This is a genomic window from Actinoplanes sp. CA-131856, assembly GCF_050956135.1.
Taxonomy (GTDB): Bacteria; Actinomycetota; Actinomycetes; order Mycobacteriales; family Micromonosporaceae; genus Actinoplanes.
On sequence record NZ_CP191849.1, the window covers coordinates 442357 to 466611 of the forward strand.

The following is a 24255-nucleotide window of genomic DNA, read 5'->3' on the forward strand; positions in this document are numbered from 1 at the left end:
CCCGGGGGGTGGGACAGGACGCAGTACGAGCCGGAAGCATAACCATCCGACCTGCCGATTCGCGGGTCAAGCTCAAACGATCACCGTAGTTCACCTTGTGTTCAGCTAGCATTGGCCCGGCCTTCATGAGCCACCGTCAGTTTTAGAATCCTCTGTCCACACCCCCTTGGAGTTACCCCGTGAGCGAACTGCAGAGACTGCGTGAGGCGTTCCGTACCGCCCTCGACCTTCCGGCGGACGCCCCCGTGGACGACCTGCGGTACCAGGACAACGAGAAGTGGGATTCGCTCGCGCACATGTCCCTGGTGGCGACCATCGAGGACGAGTTCTCGGTGATGATTGACACAGACGACGTCATCAACATGTCGAGCTTCCAGGAAGCGATCAGCATCCTCGGTAAGTACGGGATCAACTTCAATGAGTGACCGGGCGGCCCTGGTCACAGGCGCCTCCCGCGGCATCGGCAAGGCGACCGCCACCAAGCTGGCGGAGCGCGGCTACGACCTGGTCCTGCACGGGCACGGCGCCGACGCGGTGGCCGCCGTCGCCGCTGAGCTGGGCGACAAATTCGGCGTCACCGTGCTGCACGCGCACGGCGACATCGCCGACCCCGCCACGAGCAAGGCGCTGGTCCAGCTCGCGTTCCAGAACTTCAAGCGCCTCGACGCCCTGGTCGTCAACGCCGGCACGCACGCGGCCGGCATGCTCGGCATGACCGACGACGCCACCATCGAGCGCCTGTTCGCGGTCAACGCCACCGGCGCCGTGTTCACCCTGCGGGGCGCCGCGCGGCTGCTGGCCCGCGGCAAGAACCCGGCCGTGGTGCTGCTCTCGTCGATCACCGCGAGCCGCGGCATCGCCGGGCAGGCGGCCTACTCGGCGTCCAAGGGCGCGGTGGCCGCGCTGGCCCGTTCCGCCGCCAAGGAGCTCGGGCCGCAGGGCATCCGGGTCAACGCGGTGGAGCCCGGCTTCATCCGTACGGACATGCTCGACACCCTCGACGAGAAGGGCCGCGAGCAGACCGTCGGCGACACCGCGCTCGGCCGGCTCGGCGAGGCCGAGGACGTGGCCGACGTGATCGCCTTCCTTCTTTCCGACCAGGCCCGCTTCGTCACCGGACAGGTGATCGGGGTCGACGGAGGACTCAAGCTGTGAACCTGTTCCACCCCGGTGCCCGCGTCGTCGACGCGGCCACCGGCGAGACGCTGACCGAAGAGACCATCGAGGCGGCGGCCGCCGTCCTGGCTGAAGAGCCGGGCGGGGTGGTCTTCCTCCCGATCGAGACCACTGTCGCGTCGATCGCGCGTTATCTGGCGGCGCTGCGGCTGGGCCGTCCGGTCGTCCTGCTCGACCCGGACGGCGACCACAGCGACCTGGTCGAGCGGTTCAGCACCACCGAGGTGCACCCCGATCTGGCGGTCCTGCTGACCACCAGCGGCTCGACCGGCAACCCCAAGCTGGTCCGGCTCTCGGCGTCGGCCGTCGAGACCAACGCCGACCAGATCGCCCAGGTTCTCGACATCACGGCCGATTCGGTGGCCATCACCACACTGCCGCTCTTCTACTCGTACGGCATGTCGGTCCTGAACTCGCACCTGCTGCGTGGCGCCACGGTCGTCCTCGAGCGCACCGGCATCATGCAGCGCGACTTCTGGGCGGCCGCCGTCGGGCACAACGTGACCTCGATGGCCTTCGTCCCGTCGCAGTACGAGATGTTGCGCCGCCTGCGCTTCGACCCGGCGAAATATCCGGCTCTGCGCAACCTCACCCAGGCCGGCGGGCGCCTGCGGGCCGACCTGGTCACCGACTTCGCCGAGCGGATGGCGAAGGTCGGCGGCCGGCTCTTCGTGATGTACGGCCAGACCGAGGCCGCTCCGCGCATGACCACGCTGCCGCCGGACCGCCTCGCCGAGAAGCTCGGCTCGGTCGGCCTCGCGCTGCCCGGCTCGCACTTCACGATCGAGGACGACGAGGTCGTCTTCCACGGCCCGAACGTGATGATGGGCTACGCCGACACCGCGGCCGACCTGGTCAAGGGCGACGAACAGGGCGGCGTGCTGCGCACCGGCGACCTGGGCCGGCTCGACGACGAGGGCTTCCTGTTCATCACCGGCCGGATCAAGCGGATGGCCAAGGTCTTCGGCGTCCGGATCAACCTGGACGACGTCGAGAAGAACTTCCCGGTGACGGCGGTGGCCGGCGACGACAAGCTGGAAGTCTTCGCCACCGGCATTTCGGACGACGAGGCCCGCACCCTCCGCACCAAGATCGCGGAGTGGCTCGGGACACACTTCACCGGCGTGAACGTGCGTAGTGTTGAGGCCTTGCCGCTGCTGCCGAACGGCAAGATCGACTATCGCGCGTTGGAGTCTTCGCTGTGAGTGTCTTCACCCTCCCTCAGGCCGCGAAGGAGGAGGTCCTTCTCAAGGAGCTCTCCGCGCTGGTCGAGCATCACCGGGAAAAGTGCGAGCCGTACGAGCGGATCCTCGCCGCTTCCGGCTACACCCCGGCCGACTCGATCGCGGGCCTGCCCTGGCTGCCCGTGCGGCTGTTCAAGAACCTCGAGCTCAAGAGCATCCCGGACGACGAGATCTACAAGGTGCTGACCTCCAGCGGCACCACCGGCGAGGTCAGCAAGATCTACCTCGACAAGGAGTCGGCCGCCGAGCAGACCCGGCGCCTCGGCGCGACCGTGCAGAGCGTGCTCGGCCCCAAGCGGCTGCCGATGATCCTGGTCGACACCAAGGCCATGCTGAAGGACCGCAAGTCGTTCAGCGCCCGCGGCGCCGGCGTGCTCGGCATGTCGAACTTCGGCCGCAACCACGTCTGGGCGCTCGACGGTGAGGGTCACGTCGACCTGCCGGCCCTCAAGGAGTTCCTGGAGAAGTACGGCAACGAGCCGTTCCTCATCTTCGGCTTCACCTATCTCGTGTGGCTGCACCTCTACGAGGTGGCCCGCGACAACGGCCTCGACCTCAGCAACGGCATCCTGATCCACTCGGGCGGCTGGAAGAAGCTGATCGACCAGGCCGTCTCGCCCGAGGAGTTCCGCGCCCGGCTGGCCGGCGTCGGCCTGACCAGCGTGCACAACTACTACGGCATGATCGAGCAGATCGGCACGGTCTTCCTCGAAGGGAAGTCCGGCGGCTCGCTCTACTGCCCCGACTTCGCCGACATCGTGATCCGCAACCCGCAGACGTGGGAGGAGCAGCCCGTCGGCGAGCCCGGCCTGATCGAGGTGATCAGCACGCTGCCGACCTCATATCCGGGGCACATCATCCTCACCGAGGACCTCGGTGTGGTGCACGGCGTCGACGACGGCGACTGGCCCGGCAAGCGCTTCTCGGTGCTCGGCCGGCTCCCGCGGGCCGAGGCCCGCGGCTGCTCCGACACCTACCGGGAGGCGGCGTGACCACGATCAGGTACCGGTTCGGGGCCGAGGGCGACCTCACCGCCCCCTCGGCCGACCGGCTCGCCGTCGGTGACCCACGGGTCGTCGACTTCCTGGGCAAGCTGGCCCGCAAGCTGCTCGTGCCGGCCGTCGCGCGGCGTCACCCGGAGCTGGGCTCGCTCGGCTTCTTCCTGCGCCCGGCCGAGCTGCACCGCGTGGTCGAGCACATGCAGCACGAGGACGCCCTGGTCTTCCCGCGCGGCAACGTCTTCCACGTGCCGCCGGCGAACGTCGACACGATCTTCGTGTATTCGTGGGCGCTGTCCGCGCTGGCCGGCAACCACAACGTGGTCCGCATCTCGGAGCGCTCGGCCACCGCGGCCGACACCATCCTGGGCGCGCTCAACGAGGTGCTGGCCGACTCCGACCCGATCATCGGCCGCACCCAGCGGATGGTCACCTACGGTCGCGACGACGCCATCACCGGCGCCCTCAGCAAGTGGGCCGACCTGCGGGTCATTTGGGGCGGCGACAACACCGTCGAGGCGATCCGCAAGCACCAGCTGCGCCCGTCCGCGCGCGACCTGACCTTCCCCGACCGCACGTCGTGGGCGGCGCTGTCGGCCGCGGGCTGGCGCGCGGCCGACGACAAGCGGAAGCGGGAAGGCGTCCTCGGCTTCACCAACGACGCCTACTGGTTCGACCAGGCCGCCTGCTCGTCGCCGCGCACCGTGTTCATCGTCGGCGAGGACACCGGCGACGTGCGCGAGGAGTTCGTCGAGCTGCTGATCGAGGTCTCCGGCCAGCGCGGCTGGGAGATCGACGCGGCCATGGCGGTCGAGAAGCGGGTCAACGCGTACGGCCTGGCCGCCACCGGGGCCATCTCCTCGATGACGTTCCCGGCCAACTCGGTCACCGCGATGTCGCTGGTCACCGTGCCCGACGCGCCGCGGCGCTGGATCGGTGCCGGCGCGTTCCCGTTCGCCGAGGTCGGCTCGCTGCTCGACCTGGTGCCGGCGATGAACCGCCAGGACCAGACGTTCAGCCACTTCGGCTTCGGCGCCGACGAGCTCCGCGAGTTCGGCCAGGCACTGGCCGGCCGCGGCGTCGACCGGATCGTGCCGTTCGGTCAGGCGCTCACGTTCGGATCGATCTGGGACGGCTACGACCTTCCGCGCGAGTTCACCCGATTGACGACGCTTTCCCTGTGACGGGGGCTACGACCAGCCTCGGAACGTGACCGGGCTGATTACGCTCCCTGTGTGACAGCTGTTCTCGAGACCGCCGGACCCCCGGCGGTCTCGACGCGTTCGTGCCTGACTTCCGTGGCCCTCCGGGCGCTGCCGTGGCTCTTCCCGGCCGCGGCGCTCGTCGCCGGCCTGCTCCACACCGGTGTCTCCGTCGCCGAGATCGCGCTCTACACGGTGTACTTCGCCCTGGGCGTGGTCCTGCCGGGCACGCTGGCGCACCGGGCCCTGCGGGGCAGCCGGGGCAACCTGCCGGAGGATCTGGGGCTCGGCGCCGCCACCGGCATGCTGCTCCTGCTCGGCGGGTGGGCGCTGGCCGCCGCCCTCGACTGGTTCTGGCTGCTGCCCTGGTGGCCGGCGCTGATCGTGGTGCTGTTCCTGGCCGTGCCGGGCCTGCGGCGGCACTGGCGGATGAGCGAGCCGCGGCCGTTGCCGGCGCTCTGGTCGTGGATCGTCGCGGCCGGTCTGCTGCTGGTGGTCGCCGTGGCGTACCCCAACTGGATCCGAAGCCCTCTGCCGCCGGCCGGCGGGGCGATCTATCAGGACCTGCTCTACCACCTGGCGCTCGTGCACGAGATGACCCGGGCCATGCCGTTCCAGGTGCCGCAGGTGGCCGGCGAGGCGCTGCACTACCACTATCTGAGCGACGCCGACATCGCCGTCGGCAGCATGATCACCGGCATCGACCCGGCGGTCGTGCTGCTGCGCCTGTGGTTCGTGCCGGTGGCCGGGGTCGCGATCTTCGTGTGCGCCGCGCTGATCCGCGAGCTCAGCGGCCGCTGGTGGGCCGGGGCCGGAGGCGGTGTGGCCGCCATTCTGGCCTTCCCGCTGCTGCTCGGCAGCCCGGTCACCCCGATCGGCGTCATCCCGATCAGTTTCGTCAGCCCCTCACAGACGTACGTCCTCGGTCTGCTCGGTCTTCTGATCCTGTTCGCCGTCGACGTGCTGCGAGGGCGCCGGCTGGGCTGGGGATGGCTGGTGATCTTCCCGCTGGCCCTGGCCGTGGCCGGGTCGAAATCGAGCGCGCTGCCGCCGTTCCTGGCCGGAATGGCCGCCGCCGTGCTCATCGTGCTGCTCCGCGAGCGCCGCCGGCTGCTTCCCACGCTCGGCTTCTCCGGCCTGGTGCTGGCGGCCGTGGTGGTCGGCTTCAAGCTGTTCGCGGGCGGCGGCGCGGGCACGCTCAAGCTCGAGCCGCTCGCCGTCCTCTACTGGGTGGCGCCCTATCGGCAGACCCTGGGGCGGGAAGACACGATCGAGGTTCCGTACGGCGTCGAGCACGCCGGCCTGACCGGGGGAATCTTCCTGGCCGGGCTGCTCGCCTGGTGGATCATCATGCAGGCGCCCCGGCTGCTCGGCGTGACCGGCATCGCCCTCGGGCGTACCCGCCGCGAACCGGCGGCGTGGCTGTTCGCCGGCATGATCACCGCCGGGGCCGGCGCGGCGTACCTGCTGTGGCACCCGTCGGCCAGCCAGAACTACTTCTACCTGTGCGCCGTCCCGTTCGGCACCGTGCTCACCGCCTGGCTCCTGGCCGACCAGGCCCGCAGCCTTCGCCCGGTGGTGGCCGGCGCCATCGCCGGCGGCCTCTGGGCGGCCATCGCCCCTCGCGTGCCCGCCCCGAAGCCGCCCACCAAGTCCGGCTGGGCCTGGGCGCTGGCCGAGCCGCTCCTGCTCACGGCGGCCGTCGCGCTGATCGTCACCCTCATCGCCCTGCACCTGTGGCGGCGGCGGACCGGCCGCCTGGCCTGGCGGGCGATCTTCCCGGCGCTGATCGCGGCCACCCTGATGGCCGGGCTCGTCGGCGGGGCCGAACAGCAGGCGCGCGGAGTGGTGAGCGCGGTCAAGTGGTCGCACTCGCCCCGGCCCGCCCTCGACCGGCAACGGGTCATCCAGCCGCAGGAGATGCAGGCCGCGGCCTGGCTCGACCACCACGCCGGCCGCTACGACCTCGTCGCCACCAACGTGCACTGCCGGCCGATCGCCGGCACCCCCGAGTGCGACTCCCGGGCGTTCTGGGTGGCCGGGCTCGGCGGGCGCCGCACGCTGGTCGAGAGCTGGGGCTACACCGACTCGGCGGTCGCGGCCGAAGGCGTCGGCGGCAAGCGCTACATGTACCAGCCCGCCCCCGACCAGGCCGCCTTCCAGCTCAACCAGCGGGTCTTCGCCCACGGCCGCCCGGCCGACGTGGCCGAGATCCACCGGCGGTACAAGGTTCGATGGCTCTTCGGCGACGACCGCGCCCAGGGCGGCGTCTCCGGGAACTTGGCGAGCGTGGCGACGCTCCGTTACCGTTCCGGGCCGGTGAGCATCTATCAACTACCGTGACGGTAGGGCCAGCCCTACCAAACAGACGGCGGTCAGCGGGATCGGAACGGGGGGCGCCGATGCCTAACGTCAACGGCATGACGACGTACGCCTCACCCGCGCCCTCGCAGGCCCCCGCCGTCCGGCTCCTGCGCCGGATCGGCATCGACACGCAGTACGTGCTCCTCGGCTTCCCGCTCGGGCTGGTGACGCTGGTCGTCTGCATGACCGGCTTCTTCACCGGCGTCGGCCTCGTGGTCATCTGGGTCGGCCTGCCCCTGCTGGTCGGCACCCTGATGGTCTCCCGCGGCTTCGCCACCATCGAACGGGCCCGCATCGGCCCCGTCTTCGGCCACAAGGTGCCACACCCGGCGTACAAGAAGAACCCCGGTGGTGACCTGCTGCGCCGCACCTTCACGCCGATGGCCGACGGCCAGTCGTGGCTCGACATGCTGCACGGGATGTTCCGCTTCATCCCCAACACCATCGGCTTCAGCTTCGTGATCACCTGGTGGGCCGCCGCGATCAGCGGCCTCACCGTCCCACTCTGGGACTGGGCCATCCCGGACGGCCCCGACCGGCACGACCTGCCCGAGCTTCTCGGCATGGGCGACGCCACCAGCACCCGCCTGATCTTCTACTTCGCCATCGGCGTCTTCTTCGCCGGCACGCTCTACCCGGTCGTGCGCGGCGCCGCCCTGATGGAGGCCTGGTTCGCCCGCGGCCTGCTCTGCGGCGTCAACGAGCTGCGCGAACAGGTCAACCAGGCCAACGCCGCCCGCGACGTGGCCCAGCAGCAGAAGGCGGCCGCCGTCTCGGCCGAGGCCACCGCCCTGCGCCGCCTCGAACGCGACATCCACGACGGCCCCCAGCAGCGCCTGGTCCGGCTGGCCATGGACCTGGGCCGGGCCGAGCAGCAGTTCGCCACCGACCCCGACGCGGCCCGGGCCACCGTGGCCGAGGCGCTCGCACAGACCCGCGAAACCCTCGACGAGCTGCGCGCCCTCTCCCGCGGCATCGCCCCGCCGATCCTGGTCGACCGGGGCCTCCAGGCGGCGCTGACCGCGCTCGCCGGCCGCTGCACCGTCCCGGTCGACCTCGACGCACCGGTCACCGAGCGTCTCGACCCGGTGGTCGAGTCGACGGCCTACTTCGTGGTGGCCGAGGCGCTCACCAACGTGGCCAAGCACAGCCACGCCAGCGAGGTGCAGGTCACCGTCAAGCGCAACCAGGCCGGCCTGCTGGTCTCGGTCAGCGACGACGGCGTCGGCGGCGCCAGCCTGGCCAAGGGACACGGCCTGGCCGGCCTGGCCGACCGGGTGCAGGCGGCGGGCGGACTGCTCGACGTGACCAGCCCCGCCACCGGTGGAACACACCTCACGGCGGCCCTGCCCCTCTGAACAACCCCGCATCTGACAGCATGGCGGCATGCGGGTGGTAATTGCCGATGACGCGGTCCTGTTGCGCGAGGGACTGGTGAGGCTCGTCGAGGAGAACGGTCACACTGTGGTGGCGGCCGTCGGCGACGGGCCTTCCCTCGTGTCCGCCATCGCCGAGCACAAGCCGGACGTGTCCATCGTGGACGTCCGGATGCCGCCCTCACACACCGACGAAGGCCTGCGGGCCGCCGTCGAGGCCCGGGGCCTGGTCACCGGCACGCCCATCCTGGTGCTGTCCCAATACGTCGAGGTCTCGTACGCCGACGACCTGCTGGCCGACCGCATGGGCGCGGTCGGCTATCTGCTGAAGGACCGCGTGTCACTGGTGGCGGAGTTCCTCGACGCCCTGGCCCGGGTGGCCGCCGGCGGCACGGTGCTCGACCCCGAGGTGGTCAGCCAGCTGCTGGTCCGCCGGCGCCGCGACGACCCGCTGCGCACGCTGACGCCCCGCGAGCGCGAGGTGCTGGGCCTGATGGCCGAGGGCCTGTCGAACACGGCGATCGCCCGCAAGATGGTGGTCACCGACGGCGCGGTCGAGAAGCACGTCCGCAACATCTTCACCAAGCTGCGCCTCCACCAGGACGACGAACAACACCGCCGGGTGATGGCAGTGCTGGCCTACCTCCAGGGATAGACGATCAGGTCTATTGTGGTCGCGGCGGACAACGGAAGCGGCCAGCATGAAAGTCCTTCAGGCATACCGATTCGCCCTTGACTTGACCCCTGGACAGCAACGCAACGCCCTTGCCCATGCTGGGGCCGCTCGCGTCGCCCACAATTGGGCTCTCGCACGGGTGAAGGCGGTGATTGACCAACGAACGGCGGAACGCTCGTATGGCATCGCCGTCGGCATCCGGCATCTCGTCGCGCTGTCCACCGGCGAGCTGGTCGCGAATCCTCGCCATCTGGCCGGCTCCTTGGCGCGGCTTCGCTCGCTGAGCCGGACGATGGCTCGCAGGCAGGGACCGGACCGCCGGACCAGTCAGCGGCCATCGAACCGTTGGCAACGTGCTCGGTCCAGACTCAGCCGCGCGCACGCCCGAGTGGCCAACCTGCGCCGGGACAGCCTGCACAAGCGTGGCCGCCTCTTGGTGGCCGACCGTTGGTATCCCTCCAGCAAGACCTGCTCGGCCTGCGGCGCGGTGAAATCCAAGCTGGCCCTGTCCGTGCGCGAATACATGTGTGAGCAGTGCGGCCTGATTCTGGACAGGGATCTCAATGCCGCCCGTAACTTGGCTGCTCTTGCAGCTGAGTACCGCACCGCCGGGAGTGGCCCGGTGGCAGGACGTGGAGCCGACCGTAAGACCCATCTTGGTGGGCTGGTGGCTGTGAAGCGTCAACCCGGCACGGCATCAGTCGGTCAGACCGGGACCGCCCCTCCGCAAGGCGGGGCTACCGACTTTGCGTTCAGCAGAGCGCATTGAGAGGTAACGGTAGGGCTAACCCTACCTGCAAGACGGGGGTCAAGGGGATCGAACGTCCTCACCCGTCTCCATAGCGTTTTCCCCATGGAAACCAGGGGGAACGTGAAAGGGATCGCGGCTCGTGCCGCGTTGTGGAGCGCCCGGCATCGGACGCTCGCGATTCTGGGGTGGATCGCCTTTGTCATCGGAGTGACAGTCCTCGCCGGACAGTTCCAGGCGGTCGAGGCCACGGGGGCCGACCAGGGGCACGGGGACTCCAAGCGCGCCGATCAGATCATCGACGGGGCCGGCTTCCCGGTGCAGCCGGCGGGCGAGATGGTCATCGTCCAGAACCGCTCGTCGTCCGATCGGGCGGCGGCCGTCTCCGATGTGACGGCGGCGCTGAAAAAGACCGCGAACGTCGTGGACGTGCAACCGGCGATCCAGTCGGCCGACGGGCGTTCCTCGCTGGTCACCTTCGGCATCAGCGGCGATCCCGACACGGCCTCGGACCGGGTCGGCCCGGCCCTCGACACGGTGGCTGCCGTTCAGGCGAAGCATCCCGGCCTCTACATCGCCGAAGGTGGTGACGCGAGCGGGGACAAGCTGATCGGGGAAGACCTCGACAAGGGACTCCACACGCTGTCGCTGCTGTCGATCCCGGTCACGCTCGGCATCCTGCTCATCGCGTTCGGCGCGGTGGTGGCCGCGTTCCTGCCGGTGCTGCTGGCCGTCATGGCGGTGGTCGCGGCCATCGGGCTCCTCGCCTTCGCCAGCCGGTTCGCCCCGACGGTCGACACCACGATGCACGTGATGCTGCTGGTCGGGCTGGCCGTCGGTGTCGACTACTGCCTGTTCTACATCCGCCGCGAACGTGACGAGCGGCGCAACGGCGCCGACCCGCACCGCGCCCTGGTGATCGCCGCGCAGACGTCGGGCCGTTCGATCTGGGTGTCCGGGCTGACCGTCATCGTGGCGATGGCCGGCATGTTCCTGACGTTCGACGCGACCTTCACGAGCTTCGCGGTCGGCACGATCCTGGTGGTGGCGACGGCCGTGCTCGGCTCGCTGACCGTGCTGCCGGCGCTGCTGTCGGCCCTGGGCGACAAGGTCGACGCGATCAAGATTCCCGGGCTGTACCGCAAGCGCAGCGACGGCCGGATGTGGAACGCCTTCCTCGGCGTGGTGCTGGCCAAGCCGCTGATCTCGGCGATCGTCGCGGTGGCGGCGCTGGGCGCCTTGGCCTGGCCGGCGCTCGACTTGCGGACGAAGGGCGAGGGAATTGAGGATCTTCCGCCGGACGCCGCGATCGTTCAGGCGTACAAGGCGGTCGAAGAGGCCTTCCCCAGCTCCATCTCGCCGGCCGAAGTGGTCCTCCAGGGGCCTGTGGACCAGCGGAAGATCGCCGAGTTCGAGAAGGCGGTCGAGGCCAGCGGCGGGCAGCTCGCCGGGCCGGTCGAGGTGGAGGTCAACCCGGCCCGGACGGTGACCGTGGTTTCGGTCGGGCTGGCCGACAAGGACGCGCTGCCGCTGCTGCGTGAGGACGTGGTGCCGACCGTGTTCGGATCGTCGGCGCTGGTCACGGGCGAGGCGGCGGGAGAGGCGGACTTCAACGCCCGGTTGAGCGCGAGCCTGCCGTGGGTGTTCGGATTCGTGCTCGGGCTGGCCTTCCTGCTCCTGCTGGTGTCGTTCCGGTCGGTGGTCGTGGCCATCACCGGGGTCGTGTTGAACCTGATGTCGGTGGCGGCGGCGTACGGCATGCTGGTCTTCGTCTTCCAGTACGGCCATTTCGAGAGCCTGCTCGACTTCCACGCGGCCGACGGGATCATCAACTGGATGCCGCTGTTCCTGTTCATCATCCTGTTCGGATTGTCGATGGACTACCACGTGTTCGTGCTGAGCCGCATCCGCGAAGGACACGACCGGGGCCTGACCACAAGGCAGGCGGTGCGTGAGGGAATCGGCCGCACGGCGGGCGTGATCACGAGCGCGGCGGTGGTGATGGTGGCGGTGTTCGCGCTGTTCGCGACGTTGCCGCTGGCGTCGACGAAGCAGCTGGGCATCGGCCTGGCGGCGGCGGTCCTGCTGGACGCGACGATCATCCGGGCGGTCCTGCTGCCGGCGGTGATGGCGCTGCTGGGCGAGAAGAACTGGTGGTTGCCGCGCTGGCTGGGCTGGCTGCCGCAGATCGCCCACGAGCCGCCGGCGACGCCGGACGCTCCGGTGCCGTCGCGTGAGCTCATCTCGGCCTGAGATTGCGAACTAAGCGGCGTCGCTCTTCGGAGTGGCGCCGCTTTTGTGCGCTCTGGGGTTTTCATGGGCCGTGCGCTTCCGCGCGGCCTGTGGGGCTTGCCGGTTCGGGCCTGTGGAGGGCGGTGAATGCTGGTCTATCGGGCTGTGGACAAGTGGGGTCTTCGCGTTTGACAGCGGCGTAGGGTTCATCGCTGTCCCCGGGTGGGTGGGGGGTCGGGATGGACCGGTTGGCGGGCTCGCGAAGGGCCGGCGAGGGCGGCCCGCGACCGGCCGGTAGAGGCGGTTCGAAACGGCCTGAGAGCCGCGACACGGCTGCGCGCCCGGCGCCTGTGCCTACGGGGACAACAGGAGTTCGGAACCGATCGGGCGATATCCGGCAGCCTGGAAAGTTCGGACGCTCCGGGCGTTGCCGGGGGACTGCTGCGACCACAACCAGGCGCCCGGTGGGACCAGATGGCGGCCGGCGGTGGCCAGCAGGCGGCCCAGGCCCCGGTGGCGGGCGGCCTCGTCCACCTCGACCGAGATCTCCCAGCGGCCCGCCACGCCCCGGCCGAGGGTGAGCACGCCGCCGTCGGTCCACCACGCCTGGACGTCGTCGCGGTGGGACTGGGCCCGGCGTACACGGGCGTGGTCTTGATCTTGGCGGTGGAGGGGGAGCGGGGGTGGCCCGGGCCGGGCTGGTGCGACCGTCAGCAGGTCGATCGTGTCGGCCGAGCGGCCGGTTCGGGTCAGCAGGGCGGTCAGGAACAGCGGGTGCATGGTCCTGGCCAGGGGGTCGACGTCGATGGTGGCCAGGGTCGCGGTGATCCAGTCGGGGTCCTCGTCCAGGAAGATCACCGTGTGGGCGGTGAAAGCCAGCACGCCGGCGTCGCGCTTGCTCGGCTGGGGGACCACGGTGACGCCGCCGTTCGGGGGCGGGAAGTAGCCGTCGGCCGCCGCTTCCAGGATCTTTGCGAGCTCCATGACCCTATTGTGTGTGGCTGCCCAGGAAGCGGCCGAGGAAAGCGGCGCTCAAGCCCAGGATGATGCTGGCCGTCACATATACGAGGGCGCGGTGGGGACGGTCCGAGCGGGCGAGGGTGAGCGTCTCCCAGCTGAAGGTGGAGTACGTGGTCAGGGCGCCGCAGAAGCCCGTGCCCAGCAGCGCCGACAACGTGGGGTTGACGTGAAGGCCGATCAGGAAGCCGAGCAGCAATGACCCGCCCAGGTTGACGATCAAGGTGCCCCAGGGGGACTTGACGGCCTGGCCGGTCAGATAGCGCAACGGCGCGCCTACCGCGGCACCGGCCGCGACCAGGAGGACAGTGGTCATCGGGGCACCCGTTCGGCCAGGAGGGTCGCGGCCCAGACGGCGAGCAGCGCGCCGGCCAGGGTGGTGAGCAGATAGACGGCGCCGGTCACGGTCGGTGCGGTCAGCGCGTCGGTCATGGCGGTCGAGAAGGTCGTGTAGCCGCCGAGGAAGCCGGTGCCGAGGAACGGGCGTACGAGGCGCTGTCGCGGGCGGAAACGTCCGAGCCAGACGTAGAGGAGGCCGATCAGGAAGCAGCCGGACACGTTGATCGTCCAGACCGCCCACGGGAAGCCGTCCGCGTCGTGCGGCCAGGCCAGCGTCAGGCCGTAGCGGGCCAGCGCGCCGAGCACGCCGCCGAGGGAGATCACCGCCAGAACCACGATGATCACGGTATAGCCATGGCCGAGGAGGCCGGGGCAGACGTGGCGGCGCCCACCCCGGCCGGTCTCTGGTCGTCCACTGTAGGCGATGATCTTGCTGGTCGCGCGGCGAGCGAGGCTCCTGGGGAAAACGGTGATGCGCGACACAGGTGATAAGCTCTGGCCGCCGGGGACGACTCGCGCGGGCAGGGGCTTTAACGACAAATGACCCCATTGCTGTAGCCGCGTGGCCTGAGATTGCGGCCCCAACTATCCGAGCAGTTACTAACCTTGAATGGTACCTTTCGGCGTCGAAATGACGGGCCGAGACGGCGACGCCTCCGCGACCCCCGACGACCTGGGCCGGCCCGCAGCAACAGAGAGGTCTGAGTGATGTCGGAGCGCGCCTCTGCTCTGCTTCCCACCGATGGCACGAACTTCACGGCCGCGCTGACCGCGCCGCCGGTGAACAATCTTCAGCGCATCGGTGGCGAGATGTTCAACTGGACCGATCTCGACGAGCAGCGGGGCCCGGCCCTGCCGCGCGGCGCCGTCCTGCTCCACCTTCTCGCGCAACACGCCGGTCCGGGCCGCACCGTGCTGATCGCCGGCCCGCACTCCCCGGAGATCGTGGCCGCCCTGGCCGACAGCGGCGCGGCGGTCACCTGGCTGCTGCGCTCCCTCGGCGACGCCGAGCGGGCCGCGCGGGCCAACCCGCGGGTCACCGTGCTCGGCGGCTCGGTGCTGAAGGTCGACCCGGCCGCCACCTTCGACGTCGTGGTCGCTGTCGACGGCGTGGGCCGGCTCAACTCCACCGAGGGTGAGCAGCTGTCCGCCGGTGAGCTGATCGACCGCCTGGCCTCGGCCGTGCGGCCCGACGGCGCGCTGATCCTGCTCCACGACAACAACTTCGCGCTGCACCACACCCTGCGGCTCGAGCCCGGTGCCCGTGAGCGCCAGGACTCGGCCTGGTACCCGGTGGACGAGCACGACGTCCACCGCCCGGCCTCCCGCGAGCAGCTGATCGCCCGGCTGAGCGACGCCGGCCTGACCGTGGGCTCGTCGTACGCGGCGTTCCCGGAGCCCGCCACCCCGACCGTGCTGGTCGGCGAGGGCCTGCTCGGCGAGGTCTCCTCGCCGCTGCGGCCCCGGCTCGGCACGGCGCTCTCGCAGGCGTACGCGACCGCCTTCCGCAACCGCCCGGTCCTCACCGACCCGCGCCGCCTGATCAACCGGGCCGTGCGCGCCGGCGCCGAGAGCACCGTGGCCGCGGCCTGGCTCGTCGTCGCCCGCGCGGCCGGCGCCGCGCCCGTCGCGCCCGGTCACGAGCTGCTCATCGGCGACCCGCGGGGCACCTTCGTCTACGAGATCGCGGCCGGCGCCGACGGCGTGCGCACGAGCGTCCTCCAGTCGCTGGAGGCCCCGGTCGAGCGGTACGGCCTGCGCCGCGTCAGCGAGCCGGCCGCGCCCGGCGCCGACCGCGGCTACGTGCTGGAGGAGCGCCTGCTCCACCTGGCCGCCACCGACAACCTGCGGCAGATCCGGGTCGAGCTGGCCCAGTACGACGCGTGGCTGCGCGCGCAGGCCCCCGACGGCGTCCTGACCGGCCCGGTCGGGCTGGCCGGCCTGGCCGACGTCTTCATCGGCCCGGACGGGCCGGAGCTGCTGCCCACCCGCTGGGCCCCGATCGAGCCCATCGCCCTGGAGACGGCCCAGGTGCGGGCCGTCTGGGCGTTCGCCGTGCAGCTCATCACCTCGGGCCAGCCGCACCCGTGGCCGATCACCTCGCACGCGGTCGACCTGACCGCCATCCTGCTCGGCATGATCGGCCAGGGCGTCGACGCCGAGGAGATCCGCCGTGCGGTCGACCTCCAGGTGATCCTGGAGTCGGCCGAGTTCGAGCTGAACCTGGAGCAGCAGCACGACCGGCGGCTCCAGCTGCTGTCGGTGTCGCCGGGCACGGCCTCGGTCGACGTGCCGGGCTTCCGCGAGCTCACCGACGCGCTGTGGCGCCAGCGGTACGAGGCGAGTCACCTGCTCGCGATGATGGAGTGGACCGAGCAGATGATCAAGTCGCGCGACTTGGCCGTCAGCAAGATGGACTGGGAAGTCCAGTTCTACAAGAAGAGCTGGGCCGGCCGGATCCTGATGGTCGCGCGGGCCGGCTACAAGGTCGTGGGCCGCGACGGCCGCAAGGCTCTCGGCAAGCTGCGGCGCCGAGGACAGTGAAAATGGGGGGCCTTCGAAAAGGCCCCCCATTTCTTTAGATCAGGTCCCAGGTGAGCGGGGTGCCCTTGGCCGCGTCCTGGGTGAAGGTGCGGCCGATCACCGTACGGATCGCGTCGGGCTCCAGGCCGCCGGTCGGGCGGATCGAGCGGACGTTCTCCTCGGTCACCGGGTCGCCGGCCTTCACGTCGGTCACCACGTAGAGCGACCGGCGGAACCGCAGGCCCTCCTTCTCGGCCTCGGTCGGGCCGATGTGGGTGGTGCCCAGCGCCTGCCAGGCCCGCTCCGACTCGATCCGCAGCGCCTTGAGCTCGGCCGGCTCCAGCGAGAAGGCCGAGTCGACGCCGCCGTCCTCGCGGTCGAGGGTGATGTGCTTCTCGATCAGGCAGGCGCCGAACGAGACGGCCGCGATCGGCACGCCGATGCCCAGCGTGTGGTCGCTGAGGCCGATCGGCAGCTCGAGCATCTGGGCCAGCACCGGGATGCGGCGCAGGTTCGTGTATTCCGGCGGGGCCGGGTACGACGCGGTGCAGCTCAGCACCGTGATGTCGGTGGCGCCGACACCCTGCGCGGCCTCGACCGCGGCCGCGATCTCCTTCACCGAGGCCATGCCGGTGGAGATGATGATCGGCTTGCCGGTGCTCGCGGCGAGACGGATCAGCGGCAGGTCGGTGATCTCCGAGGAGGCGATCTTGTAGAGCTGGGCGTCCAGCTTCTCGAGCAGCTCGACCGCGGTGCGGTCGAACGGGCTGGAGAACGGCAGGAGGCCCCGCTCGCGGGCCCGCTCGAAGATCGGCTGGTGCCAGTCCCACGGGGTGTGCGCCCGCTCGTACAGGTCGTAGAGGTACGCCTCGGACCACAGCTCGTGGCCCTTGGAGATCTGGAACCGGGGGTGCTTCACGTCCACGGTCATGGTGTCCGCCGTGTACGTCTGGATCTTGATCGCGTCCGCGCCGTTGTCGGCCGCCGCGTCGACCAGTGCCAGCGCCCGGTCGAGAGAGCCGTTGTGGTTACCCGACATCTCAGCGACGATGTACGGCCGCTTGTCGGGCCCGAACTTAGTCATTACTTCCCTCTCTCAGTCCAGACGACCGTCTTCGGAACCCCGTCGACGAGTCGTTCGTAGCGCCGCGTCTCCTTGAAACCGAACCGCCGGTGCAACGCCAGCACCTGCTTGTTCTCTTCCAGGGTCTCGCCGCCCAGCGTTTCCAACCCCAGTGTGCCGAACGCGTAGTCGATGGCCTCTTTCTCGAGCCGCATCCAGGCGGCCAGCTGCCGGTCGCCCAGGCCCTCGGTGTCGAGATAGAAGGACCAGGTGTTCTCGTTGAAGATGACGACGCCGGCGGGCACGCCGCGATCATCCTCGTAAATCAGCACGGTCTGCCAGCGCTTTTCCCACCAGGCAGCGTGTTCCTCCGGCGTGATCTCGTGGGTGGTCAGGCTGACCGCCCGCACCGACGGATGGTTCCGCCAGGGCAGGATCAGGTCGCGTTCGGCATAGGTCGCGGGTCGCAGCACAGTGTCAAAGTATGGCCGCCCCGGCAAGCCGGCTGCCGGGGACCTAGGTCACAGCGGTTCTTTTCTCATTCGGGGCCCGCCCGCGACCGATCCGAGCGGCGTGACTCTTCCGTCCGACCGTTTGCTCAGGGCGAATGCCCTGTTACTGCTGGTCACGGTGGTTGCCGTGGGCGTCAACCTGATCACGCCGGTCATACCGTGGGCGCTGCTCTGGCTGCCCGGTGTGCTCGGCGCCGGGCTGCTGGCCGTGGCCTGTGGGCGTACCGCGCGGACCGAGCACCTGCCCCCGCCGATCCGCCGCTTCTGGCGGCACATCTGGGTGGGCGCGGTGCTCGTCGGGCTGGGAGTGACGGCGCAGGCGGCGCACGTGATCGGCGCCCACGATCCGGCGAACCTGCAGATGGGCGCCGGGCAGATGCTCTTCGACGGCCTGGCCATCCTGATCGTCATGTGGGCGCTGATCCGGTTGCCCTTCGGCTCGCAGACCCGCGGCGACACGTTCCGGCTGGTGCTCGACGCGGGCACCGTCATGCTGGCCTGCGCCGTGTTCGTCTGGCATTTCGCCACGCGGTACTCGCTGCACGCGGATGACACCGGCCTGGTCTACATCTCGCTCGCCCTGAGCGTGCTGGCCCTGCTGTCGGTGTTCGCGATGGCGAAGTTCCTCCTGGCCAGCCAGGTCCTGTTCGACCGGGGAGCGCTCCGGATGATCGCCGTGGCGGTGGTCGTCGGCGCGGTCGGGCCCCTGCTGCGCCCGCTCTTCACGGCGATCGACCCCCAGCTCTACCCCGACATGATCGACATCCTGGCGGTCTACCTTTTCGTGGCGCTGGCCGCCGAGCGCCAGCGCCGGGCGACCTACGGCCCTCGTCGCGGCGTCGCCCCCGCCCGCCGTCGTACGTTCAGCGTCCTGCCCTACGCGGCCGTGGCCGCGGTCGACGGCCTGCTCGTGGCGGTCACCTGGAACACCGGGAGCGCCGACCGCCGCATCGTGGTGGTCAGCGCGGTCATCCTCACCGCGCTCGTCGTGCTCCGCCAGATCACCGCGTTCCGCGACAACGGCCGCCTGCTGCGCCGGCTCGACCACGGCGCCACCCACGACGCGCTGACCCAGCTGCCCAACCGGGTGCTCTTCCATGAGCGGCTCGACAAGGCCCTGACCAGCCCGGGTGACCGCCCGGTGGCGGTCGCGCTGATCGACCTGGACGACTTCAAGGAGGTCAACGACACGCTCGGCCACGAGGTAGGCGACCTCCTGCTCATCGCGGTGGCCCAGCGCCTGGCCGGCTGCGTCCGGGCCGAGGACACGGTGGCCCGCCTCGGTGGCGACGAGTTCGTGCTGGTCCTCGACGGCGCCGACCCGGCCGCGGCCGATCTCGCGGCCCAGCGCATGATCGAGGCCCTCCGCGAGCCGGTGGTGGCCGACGGCCACGAGCTGCCCATCCGGGCCAGCATCGGCATCGCCGACGGCCGCAGCGGCGACGACCCCAGCCTGCTGCTGCGCCGGGCCGACATCGCCATGTACGCGGCCAAGGCGCTGCCCGGCACGGCGTTCCTGCACTACGACCACGGCATGGCCGCCAGCGACCAGTCATATCTGGGCGCCGAGCTGCGCGAGGCGATCCGCGACAACCAGCTGTTCCTGCTCTACCAGCCGATCGTGTCGCTGGCCGACGGCCGGGTGCTGGGGGCCGAGGCCCTGGTCCGCTGGGCTCACCCGGTGCACGGCACGCTGGCCCCGGACGCCTTCATCCCGGTCGCCGAGCGCACCGGGCTGATCGTGCCGATGGGCCGCTGGGTGATCCGCCGGGCCGTGCGCGACCTGGCCGGCTGGAGCCCGGAGATCGTCCTGAACATCAACATCTCGGCGCGCGACCTGCGCGAGCCCGGTTTCGCCTTCTTCGTGGGGGCGCTCCTGGAGGCGTACGAGATCGACGGCTCCCGGATCGCCCTGGAAGTGACCGAGTCGATGCCGATCGACGCCGAGGCGTCGGCGGCCAACCTGGCCGATCTGCGGGCGCGCGGGGTGCGGGTGTCGCTGGACGACTTCGGCACGGGCGCGTCGACGCTGACCATGCTGCACGACGTGCCGGTCGACGAGCTCAAGCTCGACCGCGCCTTCACCCAGGCCGCGCCGGACGCGCGGGTGCCCGTGGCGGCGGCCGTGCTGCAGGTGGCGGGCGCGCTGGGGCTGAACGCGGTGGCCGAGGGGGTGGAGACCCGTGACCAGGCGGATCGGCTGCGTGACCTCGGCTATCGGGCCGCGCAGGGCTTCCTGTTCGCCCGTCCGATGCCGGCCGCCGACTTCACCGAGATGGTGGAAAGGGATTGGCCGAGCCGCTCCGGGGTACTGCGGACGGCGTAGGTTCAGATCCCCCTCGGAGGTCATCATGGGCACCGACGACAAGATCGACAACAAGGCCGAAGAGCTCGGCGGCAAGGTCAAGGAGGGCGTCGGCAAGGCGACCGACGACGAGCGCCTCGAGGCCGAGGGCAAGGCCGACCAGTCGAGCTCGAAGCTCAAGCAGGCCGGCGAGAACATCAAGGACGCTTTCAAGTCCTGACGTACGACCTCAGCAGCGGCCGCTTCGATCCGAAGCGGCCGCTGCCGCCGTTTCAGGCCGAGCGCAGGTTGGCGGCGAGGTAGGTCAGGGCGGCGGCCAGGTCAGCGCCCTCGGTGTGGGGCCGGCGGAGATCGTCGGTGTAGGTGGCGATATCCGCGAGAATCCACCAATTTCGGTAGAACTCGATGGCGTCCGGAGAGACGCGGTGACCGGTTGCCCGCTCGTATCGCGAGAGAAGCGGCATGTCGATCGATGGTGGCGCGTCGATCATCGCGTCGGTGAGCATCCAGAGATCCCGCTCGGGTGGGGCCAGCTGGACGGTGTCCCAGTCGATCAGAAGAGGGCCGGACGGGCTCCAGAGGACGTTTCCCGGGTGTGGCTCGCCATGGGTGACGACCCAGGAGCCGGGGGACGGCGGAGCGTCGAGGCGGGACAGCCTGCGGGTCACCGCGGCGGCGTGCTCGGCCAGGAGGCGGCGCGCCGGCTCGGCGTAGGGGCCGGAGGTCCAGGACCGATCGAGGTCGGCGAGCGCGGACTCCAGGCGGGCGCGACCGGGAAGCCGAAGGTCGGCGCGGGGCGCGGTGCCCGTCGTCCGGTGCAGGGCGATCAGCATGTCGAGGACGGGCTCGCGGTCGGCCTCGGGATGGGGACCGAACGTGCCGGCGGACCCCGTGACGAGTGGATGGACCGTGACGGCGTATCGATCGCCCAGGCGCCTGACCATGGTGCCGTCCGACGTGCGGATCGCGGCCACCACGAAGTCGAGGCCGAGGCGGGCCGCCGTGTCCAGAGCGGGTTCGAGGGCCGGCGAGTAATCGGTGACTGTGACGAACCACGGCGGGGCCGACCAGTGGTGGCCGCCGGCCCCGACCGGCAGATAGGTGAGGGCCGGGGCGTGGATGCCCCAGCCCTCGGCCAGTGTGGCGGCCAGGTGGGCGTCGGTCAGGTCGGCCGGGCGTTCCCGCATGACCCAGCAGTCTGGCCTATTCGCACTCGCTCGGTGGGACGTCGGTGGGGAAGAGCAGGTCGTCGAGGGCGCCGTCGGTCAGCGGCTCGGCGAAGTAGTAACCCTGGCCCAGCTCGCAGTTGCCGCCGGCCAGCGACGTGAGCTGGCTGGCGTGCTCGATGCCCTCGGCGATCGTCGACAGTTGCAGGGCGCGACCCAGCTGGATGATGCCGTGGGTCAGCGCGGCCGCCGTGGGCTCGTCGACCACGTCGTCCACGAAGGACTTGTCGATCTTGATGATGTCGACCGGGAAACGGCGCAGATAGGCCAGCGACGAATAGCCCGTGCCGAAGTCGTCGATGGCCAGGCGGACGCCGATGCCCTTGATCTCGTGGAGCCGGTCCAGGGTGGCCGGGCGGTGATCGACCAGCAGCGACTCGGTCAGTTCGAGGATCAGGCGGTCCGGTTGCATCCCGGCCGTCTCCAGGGCGTCCCGCACCACCTGCGGCAGCGAGGTCTGGTCGAGCTGGACGGCCGAGATGTTCACGCTGACCGACAGCGGCGGGCCGAGCCGTTTGCGGTTCCACTCGGCCACCCGGGTCGTGGCCTCGCGCAGCACCCACTCGCCGATCGGGACGATCATCCCGGTCTCCTCGGCCAGCGGGATGAAGTCCATGGGCGGGATGACCCCGCGCTCCGGGTGCTGCCAGCGGATCAGGGCCTCGACGCCGGTGATCTCGCCGGTGTGCAGGTGGACGATCGGCTGGTAGCGCAGCTGGAACTCGTGCCGCAGGACGGCGCGGCGCAGGTCGGCCTCGAGCTCGATGTTGGCCTGGAAGGCCTCGCGCATGGCCGGCTCGAAGACCTCGTAGCGGTCCTTGCCGTGCTTCTTGGCCTGATACATGGCCAGGTCGGCGTGGACCATGAGCTCGGCCGCGTCGTGCTCGCCGGGCTTGCTGAACGCGATGCCGATGCTGGAGCTGACGAACGTCTCGGCGCCCAGGTCGAACGGCCGCCGCAGCGCGTCGAGGATGCGCTCGGCCACCGGGACGGCCTCGCCGGTGCCCTGGATGCCGGGCAGCAGCACGGCGAACTCGTCGCCGCCGAGGCGGGCGGCCGTGTCGCCGTCGCGCAGGCAGGACTGGATGCGCTCGGCGACGCCGGTGAGCAGGGTATCGCCGGCGGCGTGGCCGAGCGAGTCGTTCACCACCTTGAAGCGGTCGAGGTCGACGAACAGCACGGCACCGCCCAGGCCCTGCGCGCCGAGCGTCTCCTCCATCCGGGTCTGGAATAGGGCACGCGTGGCCAGACCGGTCAGCGAGTCGAGGTAGGCCCGGCTCATCTGCTCCTGGGTGCGGGCGTCGGTCAGGGCGAGGCTCACGTGCTCGGCGAACGCGGTGACGATCTCGCGGGTCGCCTTGTCCCAGTCGCGGCGGGCGCTGTAGGTGCCCACGGCCACCGCGCCGACCGATTTGTCACCCTCGTGCACCGGGACGGCCATGACCGACCGGAGCTGTGCCGCGGTCAGCGACGGCAGTGCGATCGGGGAGGTGGCGTAGTCCTCCACGGCGACCAGCTCGTCGCCGAGGGTGGCCAGGCCGGCGACACCGCCGGAGGCCACCGGCACGCGCTGGAGCTTCTCGCGCACCTCCGGGCTCACGCCGTGCGCGGCCACCAGGCTGCCCAGGTGCGGATCGTCGCGTTCGATCAGGCTGATCGACACCATCTCGACGCCCAGCAGGTCGCGCAGGGCGGCGGTGACCAGGTCGAACGTCTGCGCGAGGGGGCGGCGGCGGCCGATCGCCCGCTGGACCTGGGACAGCTCGGAGAAGACGCGACGGCCCTGGTCGAGATAGCCGAGCAGGCGGCCGTTCTCCTCCGCGTACCGGCGCTCGGACTCGACGACGTACAGCGACTGGAGGCAGAGCTCGAGGACGCGGGCCATGCCGCGCAGCAGGGTGATCTCCTCGGCGCTGAAGGCGGCGCCGATCCGGCCCAGCACCAGGACGCCCGGCGCGGGGCCGCCGATCGGGGCGTGGGTGACCGCGTAGCGGCCGCCGCCCAGCTCCAGGGTGTCGCGGCGGCCGGCGGCCACCTCGGCCAGGGCGTACGCGGGCACCTCGTCGGCCGTGAGGCCGAGGGTGGCGACCACCCCGTCGTCGATCATCAGCACCGCGACGTCGGCGTCGAGCGCGCGGGCGGCGCACTCGACGGCAGCGTATTGCGCGGCCGGACCGGCGGGCCGGTCCGCCACCGCGGACAGGAATTCTGTCAGTTGCTCCGTCGCTAGCACGGGACTCTTGTCGTCCGCCCGGGCCCGGACATGAGGAGAACGCCCGAGCTCACATGAGCGGGCACCATGCGGTCACGCTTTCGGCCGAAACGGTCGGACGTTTCGCGCGAAAGGTCCGGCTAACACCCGATTTGATCATCGAGGGTGGCCTGGCGAAGCGGGCAAACAAACAACGAAGTCGATGACTTTGTGAGGCAGGCCACAGGTTTCTCCGGTGTTACAAATATCGCCATGAACGCTGACGAGCGACAGCACCAGATAGTCGCCCTGGCCCGCCGGCACGGCGAGGTCGAGGTCGCGAAACTGGCCGCCGAGCTGTCCGTCAGCGCCGAGACGATCCGCCGCGATCTGCGGCTGCTGGAGAAACACGGTCTCATCCGCCGTACGCACGGCGGCGCCTATCCGGTGGAGACCGCCAAATTCGAGACCGATCTCGCCATGCGCACCATGCGCGGGGTGCCGGAGAAACGGCGGATCGCGACCGCCGCGGCCGGCCTGATCGGCGACGCCGAGACCATCTTCATCGACGAGGGCTTCACCCCGCAGCTCATCGCCGAGGCGCTGCCCACCGACCGGCCGCTCACGGTCGTGACCGCTTCGCTCAACACCGCGGCCTGGCTGGCCGGGTCCACGCCGGCCACAGTTCTGCTGCTCGGCGGCCGGGTGCGCGGCCGCACGCTGGCCACCGTTGACCATTGGGCGGCCGGCATGCTCTCCGGTTTCGTCATCGACCTGGCGTTCATCGGTGCCAACGGCATCTCCCGCGAGGTCGGGCTGACCACTCCGGACCCGGCCGTGGCCGACGTGAAGGCGCGAGCCGTCGCCGCCGCCCGCCGCCGGGTCTTCGTGGGCATTCACACCAAGTTCGGCGTCCGCACGTTCTGCCGCTTCGCCGAGATATCCGATTTCGAATCACTGGTCACGGACACCGGCCTGCCGGCGTCCGAGGCGAACCGCTATTCCCGAATGGGACCGCAGGTAATTCGCGTTTAAAACGAGCACGCCGTTTTCGCATAAACGG

At 70.4% G+C, this 24255-nt stretch carries 21 protein-coding genes and 1 pseudogene; 15 read left to right on the forward strand and 7 right to left on the reverse strand.

Annotation, left to right across the window (positions count from 1 at the left end):
• Window positions 1–179 precede the first annotated feature (179 nt).
• From ACQP2X_RS02085 to ACQP2X_RS02135, 11 genes and pseudogenes are all read left to right on the forward strand, one after another.
• Complete coding sequence (locus ACQP2X_RS02085) at window positions 180–425, forward strand: acyl carrier protein (protein ID WP_097328818.1); 246 nt, start codon at window positions 180–182, stop codon at window positions 423–425.
• Entirely contained in the window at window positions 418–1155 is a 738-nt protein-coding gene (locus ACQP2X_RS02090) for an SDR family NAD(P)-dependent oxidoreductase (protein WP_498693982.1), read from the forward strand. Before ACQP2X_RS02085 ends, ACQP2X_RS02090 begins: the two co-directional genes overlap by 8 nt.
• Complete coding sequence (locus tag ACQP2X_RS02095) at window positions 1152–2381, forward strand: AMP-binding protein (RefSeq protein ID WP_498693983.1); 1230 nt, start codon at window positions 1152–1154, stop codon at window positions 2379–2381. The genes ACQP2X_RS02090 and ACQP2X_RS02095 overlap by 4 nt, the downstream gene beginning before the upstream one ends.
• On the forward strand, window positions 2378–3412 hold the full coding sequence (locus tag ACQP2X_RS02100; RefSeq protein WP_498693984.1) for a LuxE/PaaK family acyltransferase: 1035 nt from the start codon (window positions 2378–2380) through the stop codon (window positions 3410–3412). The genes ACQP2X_RS02095 and ACQP2X_RS02100 overlap by 4 nt, the downstream gene beginning before the upstream one ends.
• Window positions 3409–4602 carry an acyl-CoA reductase gene (locus ACQP2X_RS02105; RefSeq protein WP_498693985.1) on the forward strand — a complete coding sequence of 398 codons (1194 nt, stop codon included), beginning with the start codon at window positions 3409–3411 and terminating at the stop codon, window positions 4600–4602. Before ACQP2X_RS02100 ends, ACQP2X_RS02105 begins: the two co-directional genes overlap by 4 nt.
• A gap of 51 nt (window positions 4603–4653) precedes the next feature.
• Window positions 4654–6963, forward strand: coding sequence for a hypothetical protein (locus ACQP2X_RS02110; protein WP_498693987.1), 2310 nt, complete (start codon window positions 4654–4656; stop codon window positions 6961–6963).
• 77 nt (window positions 6964–7040) lie between these two features.
• Window positions 7041–8342, forward strand: a complete 1302-nt coding sequence (locus ACQP2X_RS02115) for a sensor histidine kinase (protein ID WP_498693988.1) — start codon at window positions 7041–7043, stop codon at window positions 8340–8342.
• A gap of 28 nt (window positions 8343–8370) precedes the next feature.
• Window positions 8371–9015 (forward strand): response regulator, encoded by a 645-nt coding sequence (locus ACQP2X_RS02120; protein WP_498693989.1) that lies wholly within the window; start codon window positions 8371–8373, stop codon window positions 9013–9015.
• Between the two features lie 46 nt (window positions 9016–9061).
• A pseudogene (locus ACQP2X_RS02125) lies at window positions 9062–9130 on the forward strand (hypothetical protein); the annotation flags it as partial.
• 45 nt (window positions 9131–9175) lie between these two features.
• Window positions 9176–9805 carry an RNA-guided endonuclease InsQ/TnpB family protein gene (locus tag ACQP2X_RS02130; RefSeq protein ID WP_498700777.1) on the forward strand — a complete coding sequence of 210 codons (630 nt, stop codon included), beginning with the start codon at window positions 9176–9178 and terminating at the stop codon, window positions 9803–9805.
• An 84-nt stretch (window positions 9806–9889) separates the two neighbouring features.
• The gene (locus tag ACQP2X_RS02135) at window positions 9890–12037 is read left to right on the forward strand and encodes an MMPL family transporter (protein WP_498693990.1); all 2148 of its coding nucleotides are present in this window, start codon (window positions 9890–9892) and stop codon (window positions 12035–12037) included.
• A 333-nt stretch (window positions 12038–12370) separates the two neighbouring features.
• Here the strand turns inward: ACQP2X_RS02135 and ACQP2X_RS02140 are convergent, their stop codons facing one another.
• The 3 genes from ACQP2X_RS02140 to ACQP2X_RS02150 are packed head-to-tail and all read right to left on the reverse strand — an operon-like array spanning window position 12371 to window position 13708.
• On the reverse strand, window positions 12371–13000 hold the full coding sequence (locus tag ACQP2X_RS02140) for a GNAT family N-acetyltransferase (RefSeq protein ID WP_498693991.1): 630 nt from the start codon (window positions 12998–13000) through the stop codon (window positions 12371–12373).
• 4 nt (window positions 13001–13004) lie between these two features.
• Complete coding sequence (locus ACQP2X_RS02145; RefSeq protein ID WP_498693992.1) at window positions 13005–13349, reverse strand: fluoride efflux transporter FluC; 345 nt, start codon at window positions 13347–13349, stop codon at window positions 13005–13007.
• Complete coding sequence (locus tag ACQP2X_RS02150; protein WP_498693994.1) at window positions 13346–13708, reverse strand: fluoride efflux transporter FluC; 363 nt, start codon at window positions 13706–13708, stop codon at window positions 13346–13348. Before ACQP2X_RS02150 ends, ACQP2X_RS02145 begins: the two co-directional genes overlap by 4 nt.
• A gap of 372 nt (window positions 13709–14080) precedes the next feature.
• On the opposite strand from ACQP2X_RS02150, the gene ACQP2X_RS02155 reads away from it, so the two are divergent.
• On the forward strand, window positions 14081–15916 hold the full coding sequence (locus ACQP2X_RS02155; RefSeq protein ID WP_498693995.1) for a hypothetical protein: 1836 nt from the start codon (window positions 14081–14083) through the stop codon (window positions 15914–15916).
• Between the two features lie 34 nt (window positions 15917–15950).
• Here the strand turns inward: ACQP2X_RS02155 and pseI are convergent, their stop codons facing one another.
• Both pseI and ACQP2X_RS02165 read right to left on the reverse strand, forming a co-directional pair.
• Window positions 15951–16979 (reverse strand): pseudaminic acid synthase, encoded by a 1029-nt coding sequence (pseI, locus tag ACQP2X_RS02160; protein WP_498693996.1) that lies wholly within the window; start codon window positions 16977–16979, stop codon window positions 15951–15953.
• Window positions 16979–17431 (reverse strand): GNAT family N-acetyltransferase, encoded by a 453-nt coding sequence (locus ACQP2X_RS02165; RefSeq protein WP_498693997.1) that lies wholly within the window; start codon window positions 17429–17431, stop codon window positions 16979–16981. Before ACQP2X_RS02165 ends, pseI begins: the two co-directional genes overlap by 1 nt.
• A 166-nt stretch (window positions 17432–17597) precedes the next feature.
• On the opposite strand from ACQP2X_RS02165, the gene ACQP2X_RS02170 reads away from it, so the two are divergent.
• Window positions 17598–19796, forward strand: coding sequence for a putative bifunctional diguanylate cyclase/phosphodiesterase (locus tag ACQP2X_RS02170; RefSeq protein WP_498693998.1), 2199 nt, complete (start codon window positions 17598–17600; stop codon window positions 19794–19796).
• 25 nt (window positions 19797–19821) lie between these two features.
• Window positions 19822–19995, forward strand: a complete 174-nt coding sequence (locus tag ACQP2X_RS02175; RefSeq protein WP_097329123.1) for a CsbD family protein — start codon at window positions 19822–19824, stop codon at window positions 19993–19995.
• 52 nt (window positions 19996–20047) lie between these two features.
• Here the strand turns inward: ACQP2X_RS02175 and ACQP2X_RS02180 are convergent, their stop codons facing one another.
• Window positions 20048–20962, reverse strand: coding sequence for a phosphotransferase (locus ACQP2X_RS02180; protein ID WP_498694000.1), 915 nt, complete (start codon window positions 20960–20962; stop codon window positions 20048–20050).
• 16 nt (window positions 20963–20978) lie between these two features.
• Window positions 20979–23234, reverse strand: a complete 2256-nt coding sequence (locus ACQP2X_RS02185) for a putative bifunctional diguanylate cyclase/phosphodiesterase (RefSeq protein ID WP_498694001.1) — start codon at window positions 23232–23234, stop codon at window positions 20979–20981.
• Between the two features lie 231 nt (window positions 23235–23465).
• Here ACQP2X_RS02185 and ACQP2X_RS02190 point away from each other — a divergent pair, with 231 nt between their 5' ends.
• Window positions 23466–24227 carry a DeoR/GlpR family DNA-binding transcription regulator gene (locus ACQP2X_RS02190; RefSeq protein ID WP_498694003.1) on the forward strand — a complete coding sequence of 254 codons (762 nt, stop codon included), beginning with the start codon at window positions 23466–23468 and terminating at the stop codon, window positions 24225–24227.
• The last annotated feature ends 28 nt before the right edge of the window (window positions 24228–24255 follow it).